15 protein-coding genes and 1 pseudogene are annotated in these 19,076 nt (G+C 64.6%); 7 read left to right on the forward strand and 9 right to left on the reverse strand.

What is annotated here, in order from left to right:
- Positions 1 to 146: 146 nt before the first annotated feature.
- Positions 147 to 1,238 (reverse strand): DJ-1/PfpI family protein, encoded by a 1,092-nt coding sequence (locus tag AC24R4_RS27425; protein ID WP_487524025.1) that lies wholly within the window; start codon positions 1,236 to 1,238, stop codon positions 147 to 149.
- Positions 1,239 to 1,287: 49 nt separating this feature from the next.
- On the opposite strand from AC24R4_RS27425, the gene AC24R4_RS27430 reads away from it, so the two are divergent.
- Complete coding sequence (locus AC24R4_RS27430) at positions 1,288 to 2,310, forward strand: GlxA family transcriptional regulator (RefSeq protein WP_487524026.1); 1,023 nt, start codon at positions 1,288 to 1,290, stop codon at positions 2,308 to 2,310.
- Positions 2,311 to 2,367: 57 nt separating this feature from the next.
- On the opposite strand, the gene AC24R4_RS27435 is transcribed toward AC24R4_RS27430, so the two are convergent.
- Positions 2,368 to 3,846 (reverse strand): DASS family sodium-coupled anion symporter, encoded by a 1,479-nt coding sequence (locus AC24R4_RS27435; RefSeq protein ID WP_487524027.1) that lies wholly within the window; start codon positions 3,844 to 3,846, stop codon positions 2,368 to 2,370.
- A 57-nt stretch (positions 3,847 to 3,903) separates the two neighbouring features.
- Positions 3,904 to 4,851 (reverse strand): lactate/malate family dehydrogenase, encoded by a 948-nt coding sequence (locus tag AC24R4_RS27440; RefSeq protein ID WP_487524028.1) that lies wholly within the window; start codon positions 4,849 to 4,851, stop codon positions 3,904 to 3,906.
- A gap of 364 nt (positions 4,852 to 5,215) precedes the next feature.
- On the opposite strand from AC24R4_RS27440, the gene glsA reads away from it, so the two are divergent.
- Positions 5,216 to 6,220 (forward strand): glutaminase A, encoded by a 1,005-nt coding sequence (glsA, locus tag AC24R4_RS27445; protein ID WP_487524029.1) that lies wholly within the window; start codon positions 5,216 to 5,218, stop codon positions 6,218 to 6,220.
- A gap of 49 nt (positions 6,221 to 6,269) precedes the next feature.
- Here the strand turns inward: glsA and AC24R4_RS27450 are convergent, their stop codons facing one another.
- The 6 genes from AC24R4_RS27450 to AC24R4_RS27475 form a co-directional block, all read right to left on the reverse strand.
- On the reverse strand, positions 6,270 to 7,250 hold the full coding sequence (locus tag AC24R4_RS27450; protein ID WP_487524030.1) for a Bug family tripartite tricarboxylate transporter substrate binding protein: 981 nt from the start codon (positions 7,248 to 7,250) through the stop codon (positions 6,270 to 6,272).
- A 141-nt stretch (positions 7,251 to 7,391) separates the two neighbouring features.
- Positions 7,392 to 7,943, reverse strand: coding sequence for a dTDP-4-dehydrorhamnose 3,5-epimerase (gene rfbC, locus AC24R4_RS27455; RefSeq protein ID WP_487524031.1), 552 nt, complete (start codon positions 7,941 to 7,943; stop codon positions 7,392 to 7,394).
- Positions 7,944 to 7,952: 9 nt separating this feature from the next.
- A complete protein-coding gene (gene rfbD, locus AC24R4_RS27460; protein ID WP_487524032.1) occupies positions 7,953 to 8,882 on the reverse strand; it encodes a dTDP-4-dehydrorhamnose reductase in 930 nt (309 codons plus the stop codon).
- A complete protein-coding gene (gene rfbB, locus AC24R4_RS27465) occupies positions 8,872 to 9,951 on the reverse strand; it encodes a dTDP-glucose 4,6-dehydratase (protein WP_487524033.1) in 1,080 nt (359 codons plus the stop codon). Before rfbB ends, rfbD begins: the two co-directional genes overlap by 11 nt.
- 18 nt (positions 9,952 to 9,969) lie before the next feature.
- The gene (locus tag AC24R4_RS27470) at positions 9,970 to 10,773 is read right to left on the reverse strand and encodes a 2OG-Fe(II) oxygenase (RefSeq protein WP_487524034.1); all 804 of its coding nucleotides are present in this window, start codon (positions 10,771 to 10,773) and stop codon (positions 9,970 to 9,972) included.
- 12 nt (positions 10,774 to 10,785) lie between these two features.
- Positions 10,786 to 11,808: a GlxA family transcriptional regulator gene (locus AC24R4_RS27475; protein ID WP_487524035.1), complete on the reverse strand. Its 1,023-nt coding sequence runs from the start codon at positions 11,806 to 11,808 to the stop codon at positions 10,786 to 10,788.
- A 535-nt stretch (positions 11,809 to 12,343) separates the two neighbouring features.
- Between AC24R4_RS27475 and AC24R4_RS27480 the strand changes: the two genes are divergently transcribed.
- The 5 genes and pseudogenes from AC24R4_RS27480 (at position 12,344) to AC24R4_RS27500 (ending at position 19,064) form a co-directional block, all read left to right on the forward strand.
- Positions 12,344 to 13,852, forward strand: coding sequence for a mannose-1-phosphate guanylyltransferase/mannose-6-phosphate isomerase (locus AC24R4_RS27480; RefSeq protein ID WP_487524036.1), 1,509 nt, complete (start codon positions 12,344 to 12,346; stop codon positions 13,850 to 13,852).
- 150 nt (positions 13,853 to 14,002) lie between these two features.
- A pseudogene (locus AC24R4_RS27485) lies at positions 14,003 to 14,626 on the forward strand (sugar transferase); the annotation flags it as partial.
- The gene (locus AC24R4_RS27490) at positions 14,607 to 15,806 is read left to right on the forward strand and encodes a polysaccharide biosynthesis/export family protein (protein ID WP_487524037.1); all 1,200 of its coding nucleotides are present in this window, start codon (positions 14,607 to 14,609) and stop codon (positions 15,804 to 15,806) included. The pseudogene AC24R4_RS27485 and the gene AC24R4_RS27490, both read left to right, overlap by 20 nt.
- 28 nt (positions 15,807 to 15,834) lie before the next feature.
- The gene (locus AC24R4_RS27495; protein ID WP_487524038.1) at positions 15,835 to 18,036 is read left to right on the forward strand and encodes a GNVR domain-containing protein; all 2,202 of its coding nucleotides are present in this window, start codon (positions 15,835 to 15,837) and stop codon (positions 18,034 to 18,036) included.
- 14 nt (positions 18,037 to 18,050) lie between these two features.
- Positions 18,051 to 19,064: a glycosyltransferase family protein gene (locus tag AC24R4_RS27500; RefSeq protein ID WP_487524039.1), complete on the forward strand. Its 1,014-nt coding sequence runs from the start codon at positions 18,051 to 18,053 to the stop codon at positions 19,062 to 19,064.
- The last annotated feature ends 12 nt before the right edge of the window (positions 19,065 to 19,076 follow it).

The following is a 19,076-nucleotide window of genomic DNA, read 5'->3' on the forward strand; positions in this document are numbered from 1 at the left end:
TGCCTGCGTCCGAGATGAAGCCGACGGCTTTCATTGCCTCGAGAACCGCCGTAGCGACGCTTACCGTGCGCGCATGGTGATCCTGGCTGGCGCCCACCTGAGTAGGATATTACTGGGTCAAGAGGCTGAGTCGATCCCGTACGTTGTCAGAAGCCGCCGCTGTCATCGTACTCCATAGTGAGTTCGACCAGCTTGCGCGTCGCGTGACCATAGCGTTGCGCGATGTCGCTCAACGTGCTGCGCAGTTGCGTGGCCGGCAATGTGTCGGCTGCCAAACGTACCCGATAGGCGTTACCGTGGGCAGCGGGCGATGCCGGCTCAAGCGTCAAGCCGCTGCGCATCCGTACGGAACCTGATGCTACGGCGACGGCCGTTGATCTGTAGGTCCGAGACCAGGCGTCCGCTGCCAGCGCGAGCTGCATGTCATCGATGCCGTCCATCACGGGAATCGCGATTGTTTCGTGTCGCCAGAACGTGAGGGTATTAATGATGAGCGTCTGGAGGCGGCGCGCATCGATGCGGAATGGGGCGGCATCATGGGTGGTTCCCCAATCGCTCACGCCAATCGAAGCGGCTACCGATGTCGCCCGCGCCCGGCCGGCAATGGCCTCGACAATGGCCACACTGATCGGCACGGATGCGCTGGCGCCCGTTGTCGAGATGATGCCGCGGTCGGCAACGTAGCGGCGATCGGGCACGTGGATGGCACCTGGATGTCTGTCAAGCAGTGTGGCCCTGTCATACCAGTGCCCGGCGAACCGACGATGATCGAGAAGTCCCGCGTTGCCCACCACCAGTGCGCCCGAGCATATCGCTACGATTACCGCACCCTTGGCAGCCTGGGCGCGAATCCAGCCGATGATGACGGGGTCATTGTCGGCATGCATCGCCGGCACGATGACGTAGTCCGCGCCCTTTGGATATCGGCTGTCAAAAGACGCCACGTCATTGGGCAGGTGGACGGCGAGGGCGGGCATCAGATTCACGCGTCCCGGTTTTGACGCCACGGCCTCTACGGTGGCAACGTTTGCCCGGCGCAATACGGCGTAGGGCACCAAAAAATCAGTGGTTTCCGTCCCTTCGTTAAGCGCAAGCACGGCAATGACGGGCTGTTTCTGGCGTGGGGAAGGGATCGGCATGTCCCTGGCGGAGATAGAATCCCCGCCGTGGGCCGACCCACTGGCCATCTGCAGACTGGCCATCACAACGATCGAGACGAACCTGATCGGGAATGCCACGCTATTCTCTCGAAATCCTGAACATGCCCGCAGGGTACGGAGCACGCTGATGGCGAGCAAGGACAACATTGCCGCACCTTCTGCCAGCGTTGGCACCGGCGCGGTGTCGACGCGCCACGTTGTTTTGGTGGCATTCGACGGGGTGGAGGCCATCGACGTAGCCGGCCCGGCCAGTGCACTGAGCAAGGCAGCCGAGTACGTTGCGGGCGCCTATCGATTGACGATCGCCTCGCCGAGCGGCGGGGATGTCAGAACCAACGCTGGCCTGACCATCGCCGCGACCGAAGCCCTGAGCGCAGTGGCGGCGCCCATCGACACCCTTATCGTGGCAGGCGGCGATGAGCCTGCCTTGCGTGCTGCCATTGTCGAGCAAGGGGTTGGTGACTGGGTGGCGCGCATGGCCCCCGAGGTCCGACGCGTGGCCAGTGTTTGTACAGGTGCGTTTGCGCTGGCGGCAGCCGGCCTTCTCGACGGCAGGCAATGCACGACGCACAGGAATGCGTGCGCGATGCTGCAATCGATGTTTCCCAAGGCCCACGTACTGAACGACCCCATCTACGTGTGTGATGATGGTCTCTGGACTTCCGCTGGGGTTACTACGGGGCTCGACATGACCCTCGCGATGATCGCCGCCGATCTGGGTCAGCCCGTGGCGATAGAGATCGCACGCAATCTGGCCGTCTACATGCTGCGCGGCAGCACCGAATCGCAGGACAGTCGCACGTTGGCGGCACAGGCCGGCGCAACGCCGCGCGTGCGAGGGTTGGTGACCTGGGTCATGAACAACCTGTCGGGCGATCTTTCGGTCGAAGCGATGGCGCGGCGGGTCCTTATGAGCCCGCGCAATCTGGCCAGGGCGTTTGTGGCGGAGACCGGCAGCACGCCTGCAGCCTTTGTCATGCGGGCGAGATTGGACCGGGCCACGACGTTACTTCTGCAAACGGACTGGCCGCAGGAGAAGATCGCCTCGGCGAGCGGCTTCCGGTCAGTGGACGCCTTTCAGCGCAGTTTCGGTCGAGAGAAGGGCTGCACGCCTGACTTGTACCGCTCGCATGGCGGAAAGTCGGTTTGAATGCATGGGTCTTCCTGGCGGCGCGTCCTTCAGGCGGCAAAAAAACGCTGGTCCTCATCAAACATGGCCCAGCATCTTCCACCACAGCGGGCCGACGACGAGCCAGACGAACATGTAGATCAGGCTCATCAGGAAGCCGGCTTTCCACCATTGCCCCTGCGACACATACCCGGCGCCGAACATGACCGGACCGGAGCCGATGCCGTATTGCGTCAGGCAACCGTTGATGTTGCTCAGGATGCCGAGTGCGACGGCTGCAGTGAACGGCGGAATGCCGGCGGCAACCATCAGCGCCATCGACAATGGAAACAATGCGCTGATGTGCGCCGTTGCACTGGCAAAGAAGTAGTGCACGTAGCAGTAGATCGCCGCCACAAGCATGTAGACGGCAAGCCGGTGATACCCCTCCAGGTGGGCGCCGAACTCCTTGCCGAACCAGCTCACCATGCCGTATTCATTGAGCTTGGACGCCAGCATGATCAGGAGGCCGATCCAGATCATGGTGTCCCATGCCGCCTTCTCGTCCAGGGCGTCCTGCCACGTCAGCACGCCGGTGAGAAAGAGCAACGAGACACCCAGTGCCGCCGCGAGTGTCGCGCTGATTTTCATGTCCTCTCCGAATATCCAGAGAACAAGCAGACCGATAAAGATGACGGCCATGATGATCTCCTTGATGGAGATCGGCCCCATGGCGGAGAGCTCCCGCTGGGCGAGGCTGGTCGCGTCCGGCGTCTCGCGGATGCGCGGCTGCGCAATCCACAGCATGGCGACGGGAATAATGGCCAGGCACAGCAAGCCCGGGACAGAGGCCGCCACCGCCCATTCGAGCCAACTAATGGAAACGCCCTGATCCGCGGCAAGCTTGACGGCCAGCGGGTTGCCCGCCATGGCCGTGATGAACATGCCCGCTGTGATGATGTTGGCATGAAAGGCACAAAGGATCAGATAGGTGCCGACCTTGCCGCGGGATTCCGGATCATTCGCATGGCTGCCAAGGATTTCCGAAATGGCCCGCGTGATCGGTAACATCACGCCACCTGCGCGGGCGGTGATGCTCGGCATCGCCGGCGAGATAATCAGCTCCGTCAACGCAAGGCCATAACCGAGTCCCAGTGTCCGTTTGCCCAGCAGGCGCATGAACATCAGGGCGATGCGGCGGCCGAGGCCGGTCTTGATCACGCCCCGCGAGATGAAGAAGGCGAGCATCACCAGCCAGACCAGATCTGTCCCCGTCGATTTGGTGACGTCGGAAAAGGCGAGTACGCCGACGAGCACGCCCACCGTGGAACCAATAAGGGCCACCGCCGACATTGGCAAGGGCGCCGTCATGATGCCGGCAATGGTTGCCACGAACACGGCGAACATGTGCCAGGCTTTGAGCTGGAGGCCATCCGGTGACGGCAGGTACCACAGGACGATGCCAAGTCCCACCGGCACCAGTAAACGCCACGCCTTGCTCAAATGCCCCGCCGGGGGCGATGCCTTGCTGGTCGGGGAACTTCCGGCCGGGGAGTCCTTGGGGGGAGAGATGGCCATGATGAACCTCCTGGTTCGCTGCGGATGCGGCCGGTCCGGTGCACTGATAAAAATGGGCTACCGGCCCCGGAGCACGCTGTCAGTCGCCTCTTTCACGATGCGCGCACTGCGTTGCAGGGCCGCACGTTCGTCGGGGCCGAGTTCCGGATATGCCAGCAACCGTGCGCCGCTGCCGTTGACCACGGTTGGCAAGGACAGACATACCGTTGCGACGCCTTCGACCTCGGGGTGCACGATGGCGACGGTGAGAACTTGATCGGTGTTGTGAACGATGGCCTCGCAGATTCGGCCAATCGAACTGGCGATGCCGTAGTGCGTGGCGCCCTTGCCTTCCTTGATGAGCTTGGCGGACTCATGTACCGAGCGCAACACCAGGTCGCGACTGGCGGGGCCAAGCTCCTTGCCCGTCCTGGTCAGGAAGGTTTCCAGTGGCATGCCGGATACGGTCGCCCCGGACCAATCGATGACCGCCGATTCGCCATGCTCGCCAATGACATAGGCGTGAATCGCAGGCGCGACCACCCCCAGTCGTTCTGAAAGCAGTGCGCGCAGCCGGCCGGTGTCCAGGGTGGTGCCGGTGCTGATGACGCGTGCCGGCGCGCATTGCAGTCGGTCAAGTACGACCCCGGCTATGACGTCGCAAGGATTGGAAGCGACCAGGTAGATGGCATTCGGGGCAAGCGGCGCGGTGCGTCCGACAATTTCGAGGGCCACATCCGCATTGGTTTTCGCCAGGTCCAGACGGGTCTGACCGGGCTTCACCCCGGCGCCGGCCGTGATCACGATGATGTCGGCGTCTTGTGCATCGTCGAGATCACCGGCAGTGAAGCGGTTGTGACCCCAGAATGCGGCGGCGTGGATGAGATCGAGCGCTTGTCCCTCGGCGCGAACTCTCTCGATGTCGACCAGGACGATCTCCGCGCTTGGGATCGCCAGGGCAGCAAACAGGGCCGCCGAGCCGCCAACCAGGCCTGCCCCGACGATAGCGATCTTGGGTTGCCGCATGCCCGCTCTCCTTCCTGGCCAGCGTCGCGCCTATCGAAGGTGGCGTCGGCAGCCACCCTGCGATCCATGTCAAAAAGCCACGCCAACCGATAAGTGGCGCGGGTAATTCGCGTCGCGTCCACGGCTCCATGTCGAGGCCAGGCAGCGTACGACGCGACATCTGCGTCTAATTTGGCGGACTATGCCGCTTTCGCCATTGGACCTTGGGCTAATCCCGTCGAAAGTACTCACTGGTTGCTTGTCGGGCCTCAATAATGAGACGCAGGGAGGCCCGAAAAGGGGCGTATCCGAGATATGACCTGACCGAGCGATTCGTGCGCTCTGGATCGGCCTGTTGGTTTGAACTGGAAAGAGGAACGCAAAGATGGCCTCGTCGACCGCGCTGACACCCCCCTTTGTTTCAACTGGCAATCTGCCCGGGCACGACGCGGTCCGGTCGCTGGTCGAAGCGGCTTACGATCGCTTCCGCGATGAAGCCGGTGGCAAGCTGGCCGACTACATCCCGGCGCTGGCCGAAGCGGATGCCTCCGCCTTCGGCATTTGCGTTGCCAACACGCGGGGGGACACGTTTATGGTCGGCGACGCGGCACAGCCGTTCTCGATCCAGAGCGTGTCCAAGCCTTTCGTATTCGCGCTGATATGCGATGCGCTTGGCGCCGACGAGGCCGCGGCGCGGCTGGGCGTGGACGCTACCGGCCTGCCCTTCAACTCCATCATGGCAATGGAACTGCGCGCCGATGGCACCAGTAATCCCCTCGTCAACGCCGGGGCGATTGCCGCGACAAGCCTTGTGCCAGGCACTGACGCAGAGGACCGCTGGGATCAGGTTCGCCAGGGGTTGTCTCGCTTCGCCGGGCGGGAACTGGAATGCGATGCCCGCGTCTACGCCTCGGAAGCGGCCACCAATCAACGCAATGCGGGCTTAGCGCATCTCCTGCGCGGGCATGGCCGGCTTTATTGCGATCCGGATGACGCTGTGGACGTCTACACGCGGCAATGTGCGCTGCTGGTCAGTGCGCGCGACCTTGCGCTGATGGGTGCTACCTTGGCCAGCGGAGGTGTCCATCCAGTGACGGGCGAGCAGGTCGTCCGGGCCTCGACATGTCAGCGTGTACTGGCGGTTATGGCGACAGCGGGTCTGTACGAGCGCTCCGGGAGCTGGCTGTACGATGTGGGCCTGCCAGGCAAGAGCGGCGTCAGCGGGGGCATCCTGACGATTGCCCCCGGCAAAGGCGCAGTGGCGACATATTCGCCCCCACTGGATGCCGCCGGCAACAGTGTGCGGGGTCAGCTAGTCATGCGGTTCCTGTCCGAGCACCTGGGTCTGAACCTGTTCATTTCCGAGCCTGCGGCGCGCAGGTCCGGATAGCCCTGTCCAGCCTGGTGAGACGTACGCCCGGTAGCCCTGTTGGGCGCGCTCAGTTCAGGTGCACGTTTGCACTCTTGACGATCCTGCCCCACTTTGCGACGTCCGATTGCATCAGCATGGACAACTGCTTTGGCGTGCTGGCTTCCAGGATCACGCCCTGGTCCGCCAGCCGCCCAGCAAGATCCGGCGCGGCCACTGCCTTCTGGACCTGGGTGTTGAGCAATTCGACGATCTCCGCCGATATGCCCGCAGGTGCCAGTAGCGCGAACCAGTTCTTCACGTCGAACCCAGGGAGTCCGGCTTCGGCCAGTGTGGGAATGTCCGGGCTCATTGGCAGGCGCTTGGCCCCTACGACGCCAAGTGCTTTCAGCTTGCCGCTCTTCACCAGCGGCATGGAAGACGGCACGCTATCAAAGAACACCGAGACATTGCCGGCAAGTAGATCGGGCATGACGTTATTGCTGCCTTTATACGGGACATGAAGCATGTCGGCGCCAGTGGACAACTTGAACATTTCCAGTTCAAGGTGAGACAGCGTGCCGTTTCCTTGCGAAGCGGCGCTGATTTGTCCGGGCTTCGCCTTGGCCAACGCGATCAGTTCCTTGACTGAATTCGCCGGGATCGAAGGGTTCACGACCAGCATATGGGGGACATGGCCCACCAGCGAGATTGGCGTGAAGCTCTTCAGAACATCGAAGCCCAGTCTGGGGTACAGGTTGGATGCGATGGCAAGCGAGCCTGACGCCAACAATAGCGTGTAGCCATCCGGTGCCGCTTTCGCAACGATGTCCGATCCGATGGTGCTGCCTGCACCAGGCCGGTTCTCGACCACCACTGGCTGCCCAAGGCCTTCGGATAGCTTCTGCGCAATGGCCCTGCCCAGGACGTCAGTGGCACCGGCTGGCGGAAAAGGCACCACCAGTCTGATCGTCCTGGATGGATAGGTCTGCGCCAGTGCGCAGCCCGCACCGAAAGCCAGCACGCCAAAGGACAGCGCCAAGGCTGCCCAGTGCGCAATCTTTTTCTTCATCAAACGCTCCCCGAAAGTCCCGATGCCAATGAGTCTGTGTTCAACACGCAGTGGCGGATCAGGGAGCAACGTCCGTGCCAGCTTCGGGCGCCGGGCTACAGGTTCCTGTCGGAAGCGACGGCAGCTGCCGCGGCCGCGCGGTCAGGCGAACACCTCGGCCTCGTCAAGGGTACGCCCGGCAGCGTCCTTGGCCGCCACCATCGGCGTGCCGGACAGCGGCCATGCGATGGCGACACGCCCGTCGTTCCAATGCAGTGAGCGTTCGTGTTCCGGGTGCCAGGTGTCCGTGGTCTTGTAGAGGAATTCCGCAGAGTCCGACAGCACGAGAAACCCGTGCGCAAATCCTTCCGGAATCCACAACTGGCGCTTGTTTTCGGCGGATAACACCTCGCCGACCCACTCGCCGAATGTTGGCGAACTGCTGCGCAGGTCCACGGCCACGTCAAATACTGCGCCCGACACGACGCGCACGAGCTTGCCCTGGGGATGTCGAATCTGGTAGTGCAATCCGCGGAGCACGTTCCGGGCCGACCGGGAGTGATTGTCCTGGACGAAATTGCGCTTCAACCCGGTGGCGGCTTCAAACTCGATGCCGTTGAAGCTCTCGAAGAAGAATCCTCGCTCGTCGCCAAACACCTTCGGTTCGACGATCAGCACATCGGGGATCCGGGTAGGCACAAGGTTCATGGTCATGGCGCACCTCTAGGAGGATGTCTCGGAAAACAGTTGCCGCATGACGAGGCTTAGTCCGTCTCGCCAGTACGGCAGCTGCAGGCCGAACGTCTCGCGCAGCTTTGCCGTGGCAAGCCGGGAGTTCGCGGGGCGACGGGCCGGCAATGGATAGTCGGCTGTGTCAATCGGCTGAACCTTGCTGGGGTCGGCATTGAGCACTGCCCCGAGCGTGGTGGCCTGCCTCAGTACTTCCACTGCATAGGCATGCCAGTTCGTGTATCCGCCAGCGGCAAGGTGATAGAGACCCGCCGGGAAGTCCGCACGGTCGCCGAAGAGCCAGTGTCGGGCCACGATGTGCGCGGTGACGTCGGCCACAAGGCTGGCAGGCGTGGGCGCGCCAAACTGGTCCGACACGATGCGCAGCGTGTCGCGGTCACGACCGAGTTTCAGCATGGTTTTCGCGAAGTTGCGGCCATACGCGCCGAAGACCCAGCTGGTGCGCAAGATCAACGATGCCGCCTGGGTTGCGAGCACCGCTTCTTCGCCGGCCAGCTTGCTTTCTCCGTAGACCGATAAGGGGTTGGGTGCATCCGTTTCGGAATACGGGCCATCCGCTGTGCCATCGAACACGTAGTCGGTGGAATAGTGCACGGCCAGTGCGCCAAGCACGCCCGCCTCCTCGGCGAGGATGCCGGGGGCATCGCCATTGATGGCAAATGCAAGATCGGCGTCATGTTCGGCCTTGTCGACGGCCGTATAGGCTCCCGCATTGACGATGACATTCGGCGCAATGTCCCGCACATGGTCGCGCAAGCGGGCGGTATGGGTGAGGTCGCATGCCGCGTGGTCCAGCGCGATCACGCGACCGAGCGGGGCAAGGCTACGGCACAGTTCAAAGCCAATCTGGCCGTTGCAGCCCGTCACGAGCAGCGTGGGCACGCTGGGGTTGTCACACGGCATATTGGGTCTCCACCCACTTGCGGTACTCGCCCGAAATGACGTCACGTACCAATGGCTGGTTGTTGAGGTACCAGGCGACTGTCCTGGCCAGGCCGGTTTCGAAGGTTTCGGCGGGGCGCCAGCCCAGTTCGCTTTCGAGCTTGCGGGCATCGATGGCGTAGCGGCGGTCGTGGCCGGGCCGGTCCTTCACGAAGCGGATCTGGTCGCGATAGGAACCCACGGTGCGCGGTTGCAGCGCGTCGAGCTGGTCGCACAGCGCGTGGACGACTTCGAGGTTCGTTTTCTCGTTCCAGCCGCCCACGTTATAGGTCTCGCCGACCCGCCCGCGCGCAAGCACTTCGCGGATCGCGGCGCAGTGGTCGCCGACATAGAGCCAGTCGCGCACGTTTGCGCCGTCGCCGTACACCGGCAGCGGCTGTCCCGCCAGCGCGCTGGCGATCATCAGCGGCACCAGTTTTTCAGGAAACTGGTATGGGCCGTAGTTGTTCGAGCAGTTTGTCGTCAGGACGGGCAAGCCATAGGTGTGGTGCCAGGCGCGCACGAGATGGTCGGAAGCCGCCTTCGACGCCGAGTAGGGGCTGTTTGGCGCGTAGCGGGTGGTCTCCGAAAACGGGGCGTCAGCGGGCCCCAGGGAGCCGAATACCTCGTCGGTGGAGACGTGCAGGAAGCGGAAGCCCGCCTGTTCGGCATCGGGCAACGCGCTCCAATAGCCGCGCACGGCTTCCAGCAGCGTATAAGTGCCGCCGATATTGGTATCGATGAAGGCCGCCGGCCCGCGGATGGACCGGTCGACGTGGCTCTCCGCCGCAAAGTGGATGACCGCACGCGGGCGGTACCGGGCAAGCAGGCTGTCCATCGCTGCCCGGTCGCCGATGTCGGCCTGGACGAAGATGTGGCGCGCGTCGCCATCGAGATCGTCCAGGCTGTGCCGGTTTCCGGCGTAGGTGAGCTTGTCGACATTGATGACGCGGTCGGCCTCGGCCGGACACGCGGGCGGGCCTCGCAGCCAGTCGAGCACGAAGTTGGCGCCGATGAAGCCGGCCCCGCCGGTGACGAGTATGGATGACATGTGATGCCCTCGTGCCGGTCAGCGGCCTACGATGCGTCGCGCCAGGGCCTTGGCATAAGGCGGGGTAATGCCGGTCAGGATGTCGCGTGCCGTCAGCGGAAAGCGGGCGCCGGGTGCCGCCTGGAAGCGCGTCGTGTGGACGTCTGCCACCTCGTCCTCGGGGCGACCGTTCGAATAGTAGTAGAGCGCGATCGAACGCCGCGAGACGCCTTGCGGGCAGGCCAGCGGCACGGGGTGCCCGTGCCAGGAACATTCGTTCGTATTGAAGACGACCAGCCGGTTGCCGATGGGCGCGATCTTCTGCACGCAATGCTGCACGCCCTCGTCCCACAGTTGCAGGTGGCCGCCCCAGCTATCCTCCCAGGTGTCGTTCAGGTAAAGCAGTACGTTCACCCGTCGGTCGAGCTTCCATTCCAGATGGTAGTTGTAGTCGATATGCAGGCCCAGATGGCCGCCGGGCAGCGTCTGGTGCAGCCCGCCGCCATGCAGGTGAGGGTCCGGCACCAGCCCGCGCACGCCGGTCAGCGTCTCCAGGAACCGAATGAAGCCAGGGCCGTTCAGTTCGACGATCAAGGCGCGCAGCGCGGGCGGAATGGCGTAGAAGTCCTGGATCTGGAGCTTGAGGTTTTCGGCAGCCGACTGATACTTGAACCAGCTGCCTTCCTTGCGGCTCGGGAACGCGTCGCTGGCTTCGCGGTAGATGTCCGGGTCAAGGAAGTCGTCGATACAGGCATGCGGGAAGGGCGGGGCGGTCTTGTACGGCTCGGCGAGTTCGCGCGCCATCCAGTCGAGTTTGGCCAGGTCAAGCAATTCGTTGCGCATGCTCAGCACTCCTCAGGTTGCGGTGGGATCCGACCCTGGGCTCGCCGGTCCCTGGTTCCGATACTCGGTGGGCGACAATGCGAACCGCTTGCGGAAGATCTTGCCGAGCCGGTCGCCGTTGCCCATGCCGCAGCGCCGGGCAACCTTGTCCACCGGCAGCGTTGTCTTGACCAGCAACTGGCAAATCATGTCGAGCCGCGTCTGCAACAGGTATTCCGACGGCGTCATGCCCATCGTGAACTTGAAGCGGCGCAGGTAGTTGCGTTCGCTCATCGCGGCAAAGCGCGCGGCGTCGGCAACCGAGATGGGCTCCATGTAGTGCTCCGCGATCCAGCGCGCCGAGGCCAGGATCTTGTTCGCCGTGGCGGTCGAGAGGTCTGGCGTCTCGTCCGTGTCGTAGGGCTCGATCTCGGCCATCGTCTCGCGGCGCGGATCGAGCTGCCTGGCCACTTCGTCGGCCACCTCGGGGCCCAGGTCCGCCTCGATCTGGGCGAGCGCCATGTCGATGGCCGACGGCATGATTTCGGGCGCATGGTCCGCGCCGCCCCGGCACCAGAAGACCGACGCGGCATTCCCTTCCTGGCCGCTTGCCGCCTCGGCGCGCGACACCCGTGGCGCCAGCAGCCCGCGGCCCCATGTGCTGCGCTCCAGCGCCGATGCACTGACTTCCATGATGGCGCTGGTCACACGGGCATCGCGCTCGCTGGCTGGCTCGCGCTCGCTGCAGGCGATGAACACGGCGCCAAAGCCCCGCTGACCCGCCGCATCGAGACCCTGGGTCCAGATGCGCACCGACGACGAACACGCGATGTTGCCGCCGCGATACGACAGCAATGACAACTGGTAGAACGGCCGGCCGTTGCGTTGCAGTTCCAGCTCGTTCGCCACGCGGAAGGCCTCGGCAATGATGCCTGCCGTCAGCAGCGAGCATCCGTCGAACAACAGCAGACCAATGCGTTGTGTGTGGGCATGTCCGGCGATGGGAAAAGGCCCCGGGGGCCGGGTCGGCGCAGGCATCTCGACAAGGTGATCCATGGCGTGTCCACCCTTTGCGAAGGCAATTCGAAGGCGAATCTATTGCATTGCATCATATCCAACTTGCCGCAATGCACAATGGTCCGTGGCCGATTTTTCCGTGATGTTGGCCGATGGGCGCGGGTGCCATTGAAAATCAATTGGGAAATGCGCCATACGCCGCAACATGATTATCAGAAATGAATCAGTTTTAGTAATTGTTACGCCACGTCCCGCCGTCCTTGCATGTGGATATGCGGAGAATATCAACCAAATCAGAGACTTCACTGCCGTTGTGCAATGCGGATTCTGCTTGGATGCGTTGCGGTGCATTGGCGCACCGCAGACGGGAATCGTGCACGCATATCAGTAAGGCCGCGTGATGACATAATGGGCTTGTATCACCGCAAATACGTTTTATTGCCGGTTTTCAAGTTGCATCGGTCAAATCCTCTGCATTATCGGCCATCGGCCAAATGGTGCATTCCTGCGCATCTATGCTTCGGTGCAGCAAAGCGGTTTCATGCCGCAAGCGCTGCCCGAACAGGAGCCCAGCATGCCTATCACTGCCCCCGCCGATCTCCCTTCCCATGCCGCCGTCACGCCCGGCGGCGTCCAGAGCGCGCTGCGGATCCGCCCCGTGGTACTGGCCGGGGGGGCGGGTACACGGCTTTGGCCGCTGTCCCGCAAGCACTATCCGAAGCAGCTGATCGATGTGATCGGGCGTGACTCGCTGCTGCAGTCCACGGTGCGCCGCATGGCGGTGCTGCGCGATGGTCGCCACGGCGATGCCGCTGCAATCATTGTGTGCGGCGAGCCGCATCGGTTCATGACGGCGCAGCAGCTTGCCGCAGCCGGCACGGAGGCACAGATCGTGGTGGAGCCGGCTGGGCGCAACACGGCGCCGGCCCTGACACTGGCTGCGCTGCTGGCGATGGCGCAGGGTGAAGACGGCATCCTCGTGGTCATGCCAGCCGACCATGTCATCGCCGATACGGAGGCATTCGGCTACGCCATCGCGCATGCCGCCCGGTTCGCCGAGCAGGGCGCCATCGTGACGCTTGGCGTGCCGCCCACCCGCGCCGATACCGGCTACGGCTATATCCGCATCGGCGCTGCGTTGGGCAGCGTGGCGCGCGCCATCGACAGCTTTGTCGAAAAGCCTGCCGCCGAGCTTGCACAGCAGTACGTGGCGTCTGGCGAGTACTGGTGGAACAGCGGCATCTTCGTCGTCCGCGCCAGCACCTGGCTGGCGACGCTGCAGCGCCTGCAGCCAGACATGCATGCGGCGTGCGCCAGTGCCTTCGCGCAGGGCCGTCAGGACGGCCCGTACTTCCACCCCGATGCCACCGCGTTCGCGGCCATCCCGTCCGACTCGATCGACTACGCCGTCATGGAGCACCTGGCGCGCACCGACGGCGTGCAGGGCGTGGTGGTGCCGTTGGTGGCGGGGTGGTCGGACCTGGGCTCGTGGGACGCCGTATGGGATGCCATCGACAAGGACGGCGACGGCAATGCCGCGCGCGGCCGGGTGATGTACGAAGGCGCTACCTCGTGCTATGTCCACGCCGACGGCCGGCTGGTGGCGTGCGTAGGTACCACGAACCTGATCGTGGTGGAAACGCCCGATGCCGTGCTGGTCGTGGACCGTTCCCAGGTGCAGGGCGTCAAGGGGCTGGTGGAACGGCTTGCCAGGCAGCAGGGCAGCGAGGCCGAGAACCATCGCAAGGTGCAGCGGCCGTGGGGGTGCTACGACTCGCTCGATCAGGGCGAGCGCTTTCAAGTCAAGCACATCGTCGTGCACCCCGGGGCATCGCTATCGCTGCAGCTACACCACCACCGCGCCGAACACTGGACCGTGGTGCGGGGCACGGCACGCGTCACGCGCGGCGAAGAGCAGTTCCTGCTGAGCGAGAACGAGTCGACCTATATCCCGATTGGCGTCACGCACCGCCTGGAAAACCCCGGGAAGCTGCCGCTCGAAGTCATCGAGGTGCAATCGGGCGCCTACCTTGGCGAGGACGACATCGTCCGCATCGCCGATACCTACGGGCGCTGCGCCTGAACATCGCGCGGCTTACGGGAGAAGGCTATGCGATTCATCAAATCACTGCTTGCCAGATCCGGCATCCTGCCGGCGCGCTTTACCGCGGCAGCGCCGGCCATGTCGCCGGCCCTGGCCGATGTCTACACACCGTCGCACGACGCCGGTCGGCGCTACGCCGGCGCATACGGCCATGCCGCCAAGCGCGCGTTCGATGTCGGCGCGGCGCTGGTGCTGTTGCTGCTGCTGTCGCCGCTGATGCTGACGGTGGCCCTGCTCGTGATGCGCGACGGCGGCCCGTGCGTGTTTGGCCATACCCGGGTCGGGATGGATGGCCGGAAATTCCGTTGCCTGAAGTTTCGCTCGATGGTGCGCAATGCCGATGCGGTACTCAAGGAGCTGCTCGCCAGCGATCCGGTGGCACGCGCCGAGTGGGAAAAGGACTTCAAGCTGCGCAACGATGTCCGCGTCACGGCGTTGGGGCGCTTTATCCGCAAGACCAGTATCGACGAGCTGCCGCAGCTATGGAACGTGGTGCGCGGCGACATGAGCCTGGTGGGGCCGCGTCCGGTCGTGGAAAAGGAGCTGGAACGCTACGGCGAATCGGTGTCGTACTACCTGCGCGTGCTGCCTGGCATCACCGGGCTGTGGCAGGTCAGCGGACGCAACGATGCCGACTACGACAAGCGCGTGACGCTGGATGTCGCCTACGTTCGCAACTGGACCTTTGCCGGCGATATCGTGATCCTGTTCAAGACAATCGGCGTGGTGATCCATGGTCGTGGCGCATACTGACCCGCCCTGGCGCAAGCGCCTGGCTGCCGTCCTGCTGTGGGGCGTGGTACTGCACTTCCTCGGCGGCTGCGCCATGGCGCCCGGCATGACCTACAAGGCCACCACGCCGGCGCCGCAGCCGGGCAGGGAATCGGCGCAGCCAGCCGCGCCGGCAACCAATCTGCCGCCCATGCCGGGCGTACAGTCCGTGTCGCGCGACAGCCTGGTCGAAATCGACAGCGCGCTGCTTGCGTCGCAGCGTGCGGCGCAGCCCGAAGGCGTGGCGCCGGAGGTGCGTGCGCTGTTCGACAAGCCGCGGCCCTACGTGCTGGGCCCCGGCGATGTGCTGAGCATCGTGGTCTGGGGGCACCCCGAACTGAACCTGCCTGCGCTGCAGGTCACCAGCGGCGTCGATACGTCGGGATCGAATGCCGTGGTCACGGGATACACCGTCGACGCGCGCGGGAATGTTCAGTACGCCTTTGTCGGCATGGTGCCGGTGGCGGGTCTGACCGAGGCCGAAGCGCGCGACCGGCTCACGCAGCGGCTGGCCGAATACGTGCGCAATCCACAGGTGACGCTGCGCATCCAGGCGTATCGCAGCAAGCGCGTGTACATGGACGGCGCCGTGCAGCAGGCCGGCCTGCAGATCATCAACGACGTGCCGATGACGCTGCCCGAGGCCATCAACCGCGCCGGCGGGTTCAGCGCGGCGGCCGACCGCTCCTGGATCGCCGTCACGCGCGGCGAGCAAACGGCGCGCGTGAACCTGCCCGACCTGATCGCGAAGGGCGCGAATCCGTCCGACATCCTGCTGCGCGATGGCGATCTCGTGCGTGTCTATGCCGCGAACGACAGCAAGGTCTATGTGATTGGCGAGGTGGCACGCAACGCCGCGCTGACGATGAACAATGGCAAGTTGAGCCTGAACCAGGCGCTGGGCGATGCGGGCGGTGTGAGCCAGTATTCGGGCGATGCGCAGCAGGTGTATGTAGTGCGCGGCAACGGCGGCACGCAGCCCCGGGTTTTCCATCTGGATGCCAGCACGCCTTCGGCGATGGCGCTGGCCGACGGGTTCGCGCTCCAGGCGAACGACGTGGTGTTCGTCGACACCTCTTCACTCGTGCGCTGGAGCCGGGTGGTCAGCCTGCTACTGCCCACCGCGCAGACCGCGACGGCAAGCCGTGCGCTGGCGCCGTAGGCCTTGCGAATTCCAGGAGACACTCGTCATGAACACTTCGTACCTGGCAAATCCCGCGTATGAGCCTGCGCCCCGCCCGGCGGTGCGCGCCATGAACCCGCTGACGACGCTGGCGGCAAGCCGATGGCTGATCTTGGGCACGACATCGGCCTGCCTGCTGGCAGGGATCGCCTATGCGGTGTTCACGCGTCCGGTCTACCGCTCGGACATGCTGATCCAGGTGGAGCCGAGCACCATCGAAAACCGTTCCACGTCAGGGGACCCGAAGCTTACGCCCGAGATCAAGCCCGACACGACGTCCGAGATCCAGGTGCTCAGTTCGCGCATGGTGGTATCCCGCGCGGTCGATGCGCTACGGCTCCATCTCGACGTCACGCCGCGCTACCTGCCGGTGATCGGCTGGTGGCTGGCAGAGCGCGCCGAAGGCTATTCGCGGCCGATCGGCGGACACGTCTATGGCAAGGAACGTATCGACGTCACGACCTTCGACGTGCCCGCAGCCTATCAGGGCCAGCCATTCACACTCACGCTGGGCGAGCATGGCGCCTTCACCCTGGCGTTGTCCTCGACGTTTGGCGCCCCGATGGTGTCGCTGCAAGGCCGCGTCGGCATCCTGCTGCGAGCCGACACGCCGCGCGGGCCGCTGGCGCTGCTGGTACGCACGGCGGACGGGCGGCCCGGCGCCAGCTTTACGCTGAAGCGCTACTCCGAGACCGCCACGACGGAATGGCTGCAGAAAACGCTGGCGATTGGCGAACGCGGCAAGCAGTCGAACATCATTGGTGTATCGCTGGACAGCGTCGATCCCGTCCAGGCGTCGCGCATCCTCAACGAGATCGGCCGCGAATATGTCGACCAGAACGTGCGCCGTCGGTCCGAGGAAGCGGACAAGTCGATTCGCTTCCTGGACGAGCAGTTGCCGCAACTGAAGAAGCAACTGGGGGAATCCGAAAGCCGCTACAACGCCTTTCGCGCCCAGCAGGGCACCGTCGATACCAGCCAGGAGGCCCGGGCGCTGCTGCAGCAAAGCGTGGAGACCGAGACCCGGCTCGTGGACCTGCGCCAGAAGCGCCAGGAACTGCTAACCCAGTACACCGAGAAGCACCCGGCATTGCTGGCCATTGACGGCCAGTTGCGCGAGGCGCAGGCCGCGTTCTCCGTCGTACAGGGACGGACGCGCCAGTTGCCGCTGATCGAGCAGAAGGTGCTGCAACTGCAACGCGACATGCAGGTCGATACCGAGCTGTACACGAACCGGCTGAACGCGCGTCAGCAACTGACGCTGGTGCGGGCCGGCAAGGTGGCGAACGTGCGGCTAATCGATCCGGCCACTCCGCCCGAGACACCGATCAAGCCCCGGCGCGGCGTGGCCGTGGCGGGGTCGCTGTTGACGGGGCTGTTGGCGGGCATCGTGCTGGCGATGGCACGTCGCCGTATCGTGGGCACCGTGCAGGATCGCGAGGAGATCGAGATTGCCACGGGCATTCCGGTCTATGCGACGGTGCCGCGCAGCCGCCTCACCGGGCCGCTGGGCACCGCGCGGACCCACCTGCGCGGCGGGCACGCGCAACTGCCCGATGCGGCCATCGAAAGCCTGCGCGCGGTGCGCACGACCCTGCATTTCGCGCTCAGCGATGCGCCCAACCGCGTGGTGCTGATCACAGGGCCCACCGCGGGCGTGGGCAAGTCGTTCGTGGCCGCAAACCTGGCGACACTGGCCGGCGCGTCGAAGCGGCGTGTGCTGCTGATCGATGCCGACCTGCGCAATGGCGTGCTGCACAAGCGTTTCCGGGTCGATCGCGGACCCGGCCTGGCCGAAGTGCTGGCCGGCAGCTGCGAAGCCGGCGACGCGATCCGGCGTGACGTGGCGCATGGCCTGGACTTCCTGCCGACTGGCGCGCTCACGGCCGGCCCAAGCGAATTGCTGCTGCAGCCCGAGTTGTCGGCACTGGTCCAGCGGGTGGCCACGCAATACGACATGGTGGTGCTGGATGGCCCGCCGCTGCTGCCGGTGGCCGATGCGCTGGTCCTGGGACGCCTTGCCGGCACGGTGTTCATGGTGGCGCGCCACCGGGTGACCACGGTTGAACAGATCGATGAAAGCACGCGGCGGCTGGCCCAGGCCAGTGTTGCGGTGCGCGGTGTGATCTTCAACGACTTCACCGGCGCGCTGCATCGCTACAGCTACGCCTACGGCGCTGCCGAAAGCCATCCTGGCACGCCAGCCTGATACGGAGAACCGTCATGGCGCACCTGCACCACAAGCGCATCACGCTGGTAACCGTCACCTACGGCGACCGCCTGCACTACTGCGCGGAACTGCTGCGGCGCAGCTTCGAGCAAGAAGGCGTGTCGCACGCCATCGTCGTCAGCAACAACGCCACCGCCGATCTCTCGCCGCTGGAGGTTGCCTGGGGCAAGCGCGTCACCATCGTGCGGCTCGCCGCCAACACGGGATCGGCCAACGGCTATGCGGTGGGCATCGCCCGGGCGCTGGAGCGCGATACCACCGACTACATCTGGCTGATGGACGACGACAACGCGCCATGCGAGGGCGCGGTCGACGTGCTTTGCCATCAACTGGACCTGCTCACGCGCAAGCTGGGCCGCCGCCGCGCGGCGGTGCTGGGGTTCCGTCCCGATCACCAGGGTGACATCGCGGCGGGCGTGCCGGTGGGCCTGGCGATGCCGCCGCGCTCGAGCTACTTCGGCTTTCACGTGGGGCGCATCCCGTACAAGATCTGGCGCCGTACGCCGTGGGGAAGGCCACGGCCCGACGCGATTCCCGATGTGGTGCATCTGCCGTTCGCGCCGTACGGGGGCCTGCTCGGACATCGCGAGATGTATGTGGACCTGGGGCTGCCGGTGCCGGAACTGGTGCTGTACGCCGACGATACCGAGTACACGTGGCGGCTGACGGCGCGAGGCGGATGTATCGCGCTGGTAACGGCTGCGCGCCTCGAAGACCTGGAAGGCTCCTGGAACGTCAAGCGCAACTGGAAGAACCACTTCGAATGCATGTTGCTGAGCGGCTCGGATTTTCGCGCGTACTACAGCAGCCGCAACCAGGCGTGGTTCGACCGCAACCACTGGTCCACGTCCGGACTGATGTACCGGCTCAACCGCTTCGTGTTCCTGCAGCTGCTGCGCCTGTATGGCAAGCGCCGCAACGCCGGGGCGCGGCTGCGGCTGCTGGAGCGCGCCATTGCCGATGGCGAGGCCAGCCGGCTTGGCTTCCACGCCGACTACTCGCTGTAGCGCCACGCTTAC

The sequence above is a fragment of the Cupriavidus sp. CER-90 genome (genome assembly GCF_057652055.1).

Coding starts and splice junctions, on each gene's coding strand:
- AC24R4_RS27500 (WP_487524039.1), top strand. CDS start 18,051: ATGGCGCACCTGCACCACAAGCGCATCACGCTGGTAACCGTCACCTAC.
- AC24R4_RS27430 (WP_487524026.1), top strand. CDS start 1,288: ATGGCGAGCAAGGACAACATTGCCGCACCTTCTGCCAGCGTTGGCACC.
- AC24R4_RS27495 (WP_487524038.1), top strand. CDS start 15,835: ATGAACACTTCGTACCTGGCAAATCCCGCGTATGAGCCTGCGCCCCGC.
- AC24R4_RS27450 (WP_487524030.1), bottom strand. CDS start 7,250: ATGAAGAAAAAGATTGCGCACTGGGCAGCCTTGGCGCTGTCCTTTGGC.
- glsA (WP_487524029.1), top strand. CDS start 5,216: ATGGCCTCGTCGACCGCGCTGACACCCCCCTTTGTTTCAACTGGCAAT.
- AC24R4_RS27480 (WP_487524036.1), top strand. CDS start 12,344: ATGCCTATCACTGCCCCCGCCGATCTCCCTTCCCATGCCGCCGTCACG.
- rfbD (WP_487524032.1), bottom strand. CDS start 8,882: ATGCCGTGTGACAACCCCAGCGTGCCCACGCTGCTCGTGACGGGCTGC.
- AC24R4_RS27435 (WP_487524027.1), bottom strand. CDS start 3,846: ATGGCCATCTCTCCCCCCAAGGACTCCCCGGCCGGAAGTTCCCCGACC.
- AC24R4_RS27470 (WP_487524034.1), bottom strand. CDS start 10,773: ATGCGCAACGAATTGCTTGACCTGGCCAAACTCGACTGGATGGCGCGC.
- AC24R4_RS27490 (WP_487524037.1), top strand. CDS start 14,607: ATGGTCGTGGCGCATACTGACCCGCCCTGGCGCAAGCGCCTGGCTGCC.
- AC24R4_RS27440 (WP_487524028.1), bottom strand. CDS start 4,851: ATGCGGCAACCCAAGATCGCTATCGTCGGGGCAGGCCTGGTTGGCGGC.
- rfbB (WP_487524033.1), bottom strand. CDS start 9,951: ATGTCATCCATACTCGTCACCGGCGGGGCCGGCTTCATCGGCGCCAAC.
- AC24R4_RS27475 (WP_487524035.1), bottom strand. CDS start 11,808: ATGGATCACCTTGTCGAGATGCCTGCGCCGACCCGGCCCCCGGGGCCT.
- rfbC (WP_487524031.1), bottom strand. CDS start 7,943: ATGACCATGAACCTTGTGCCTACCCGGATCCCCGATGTGCTGATCGTC.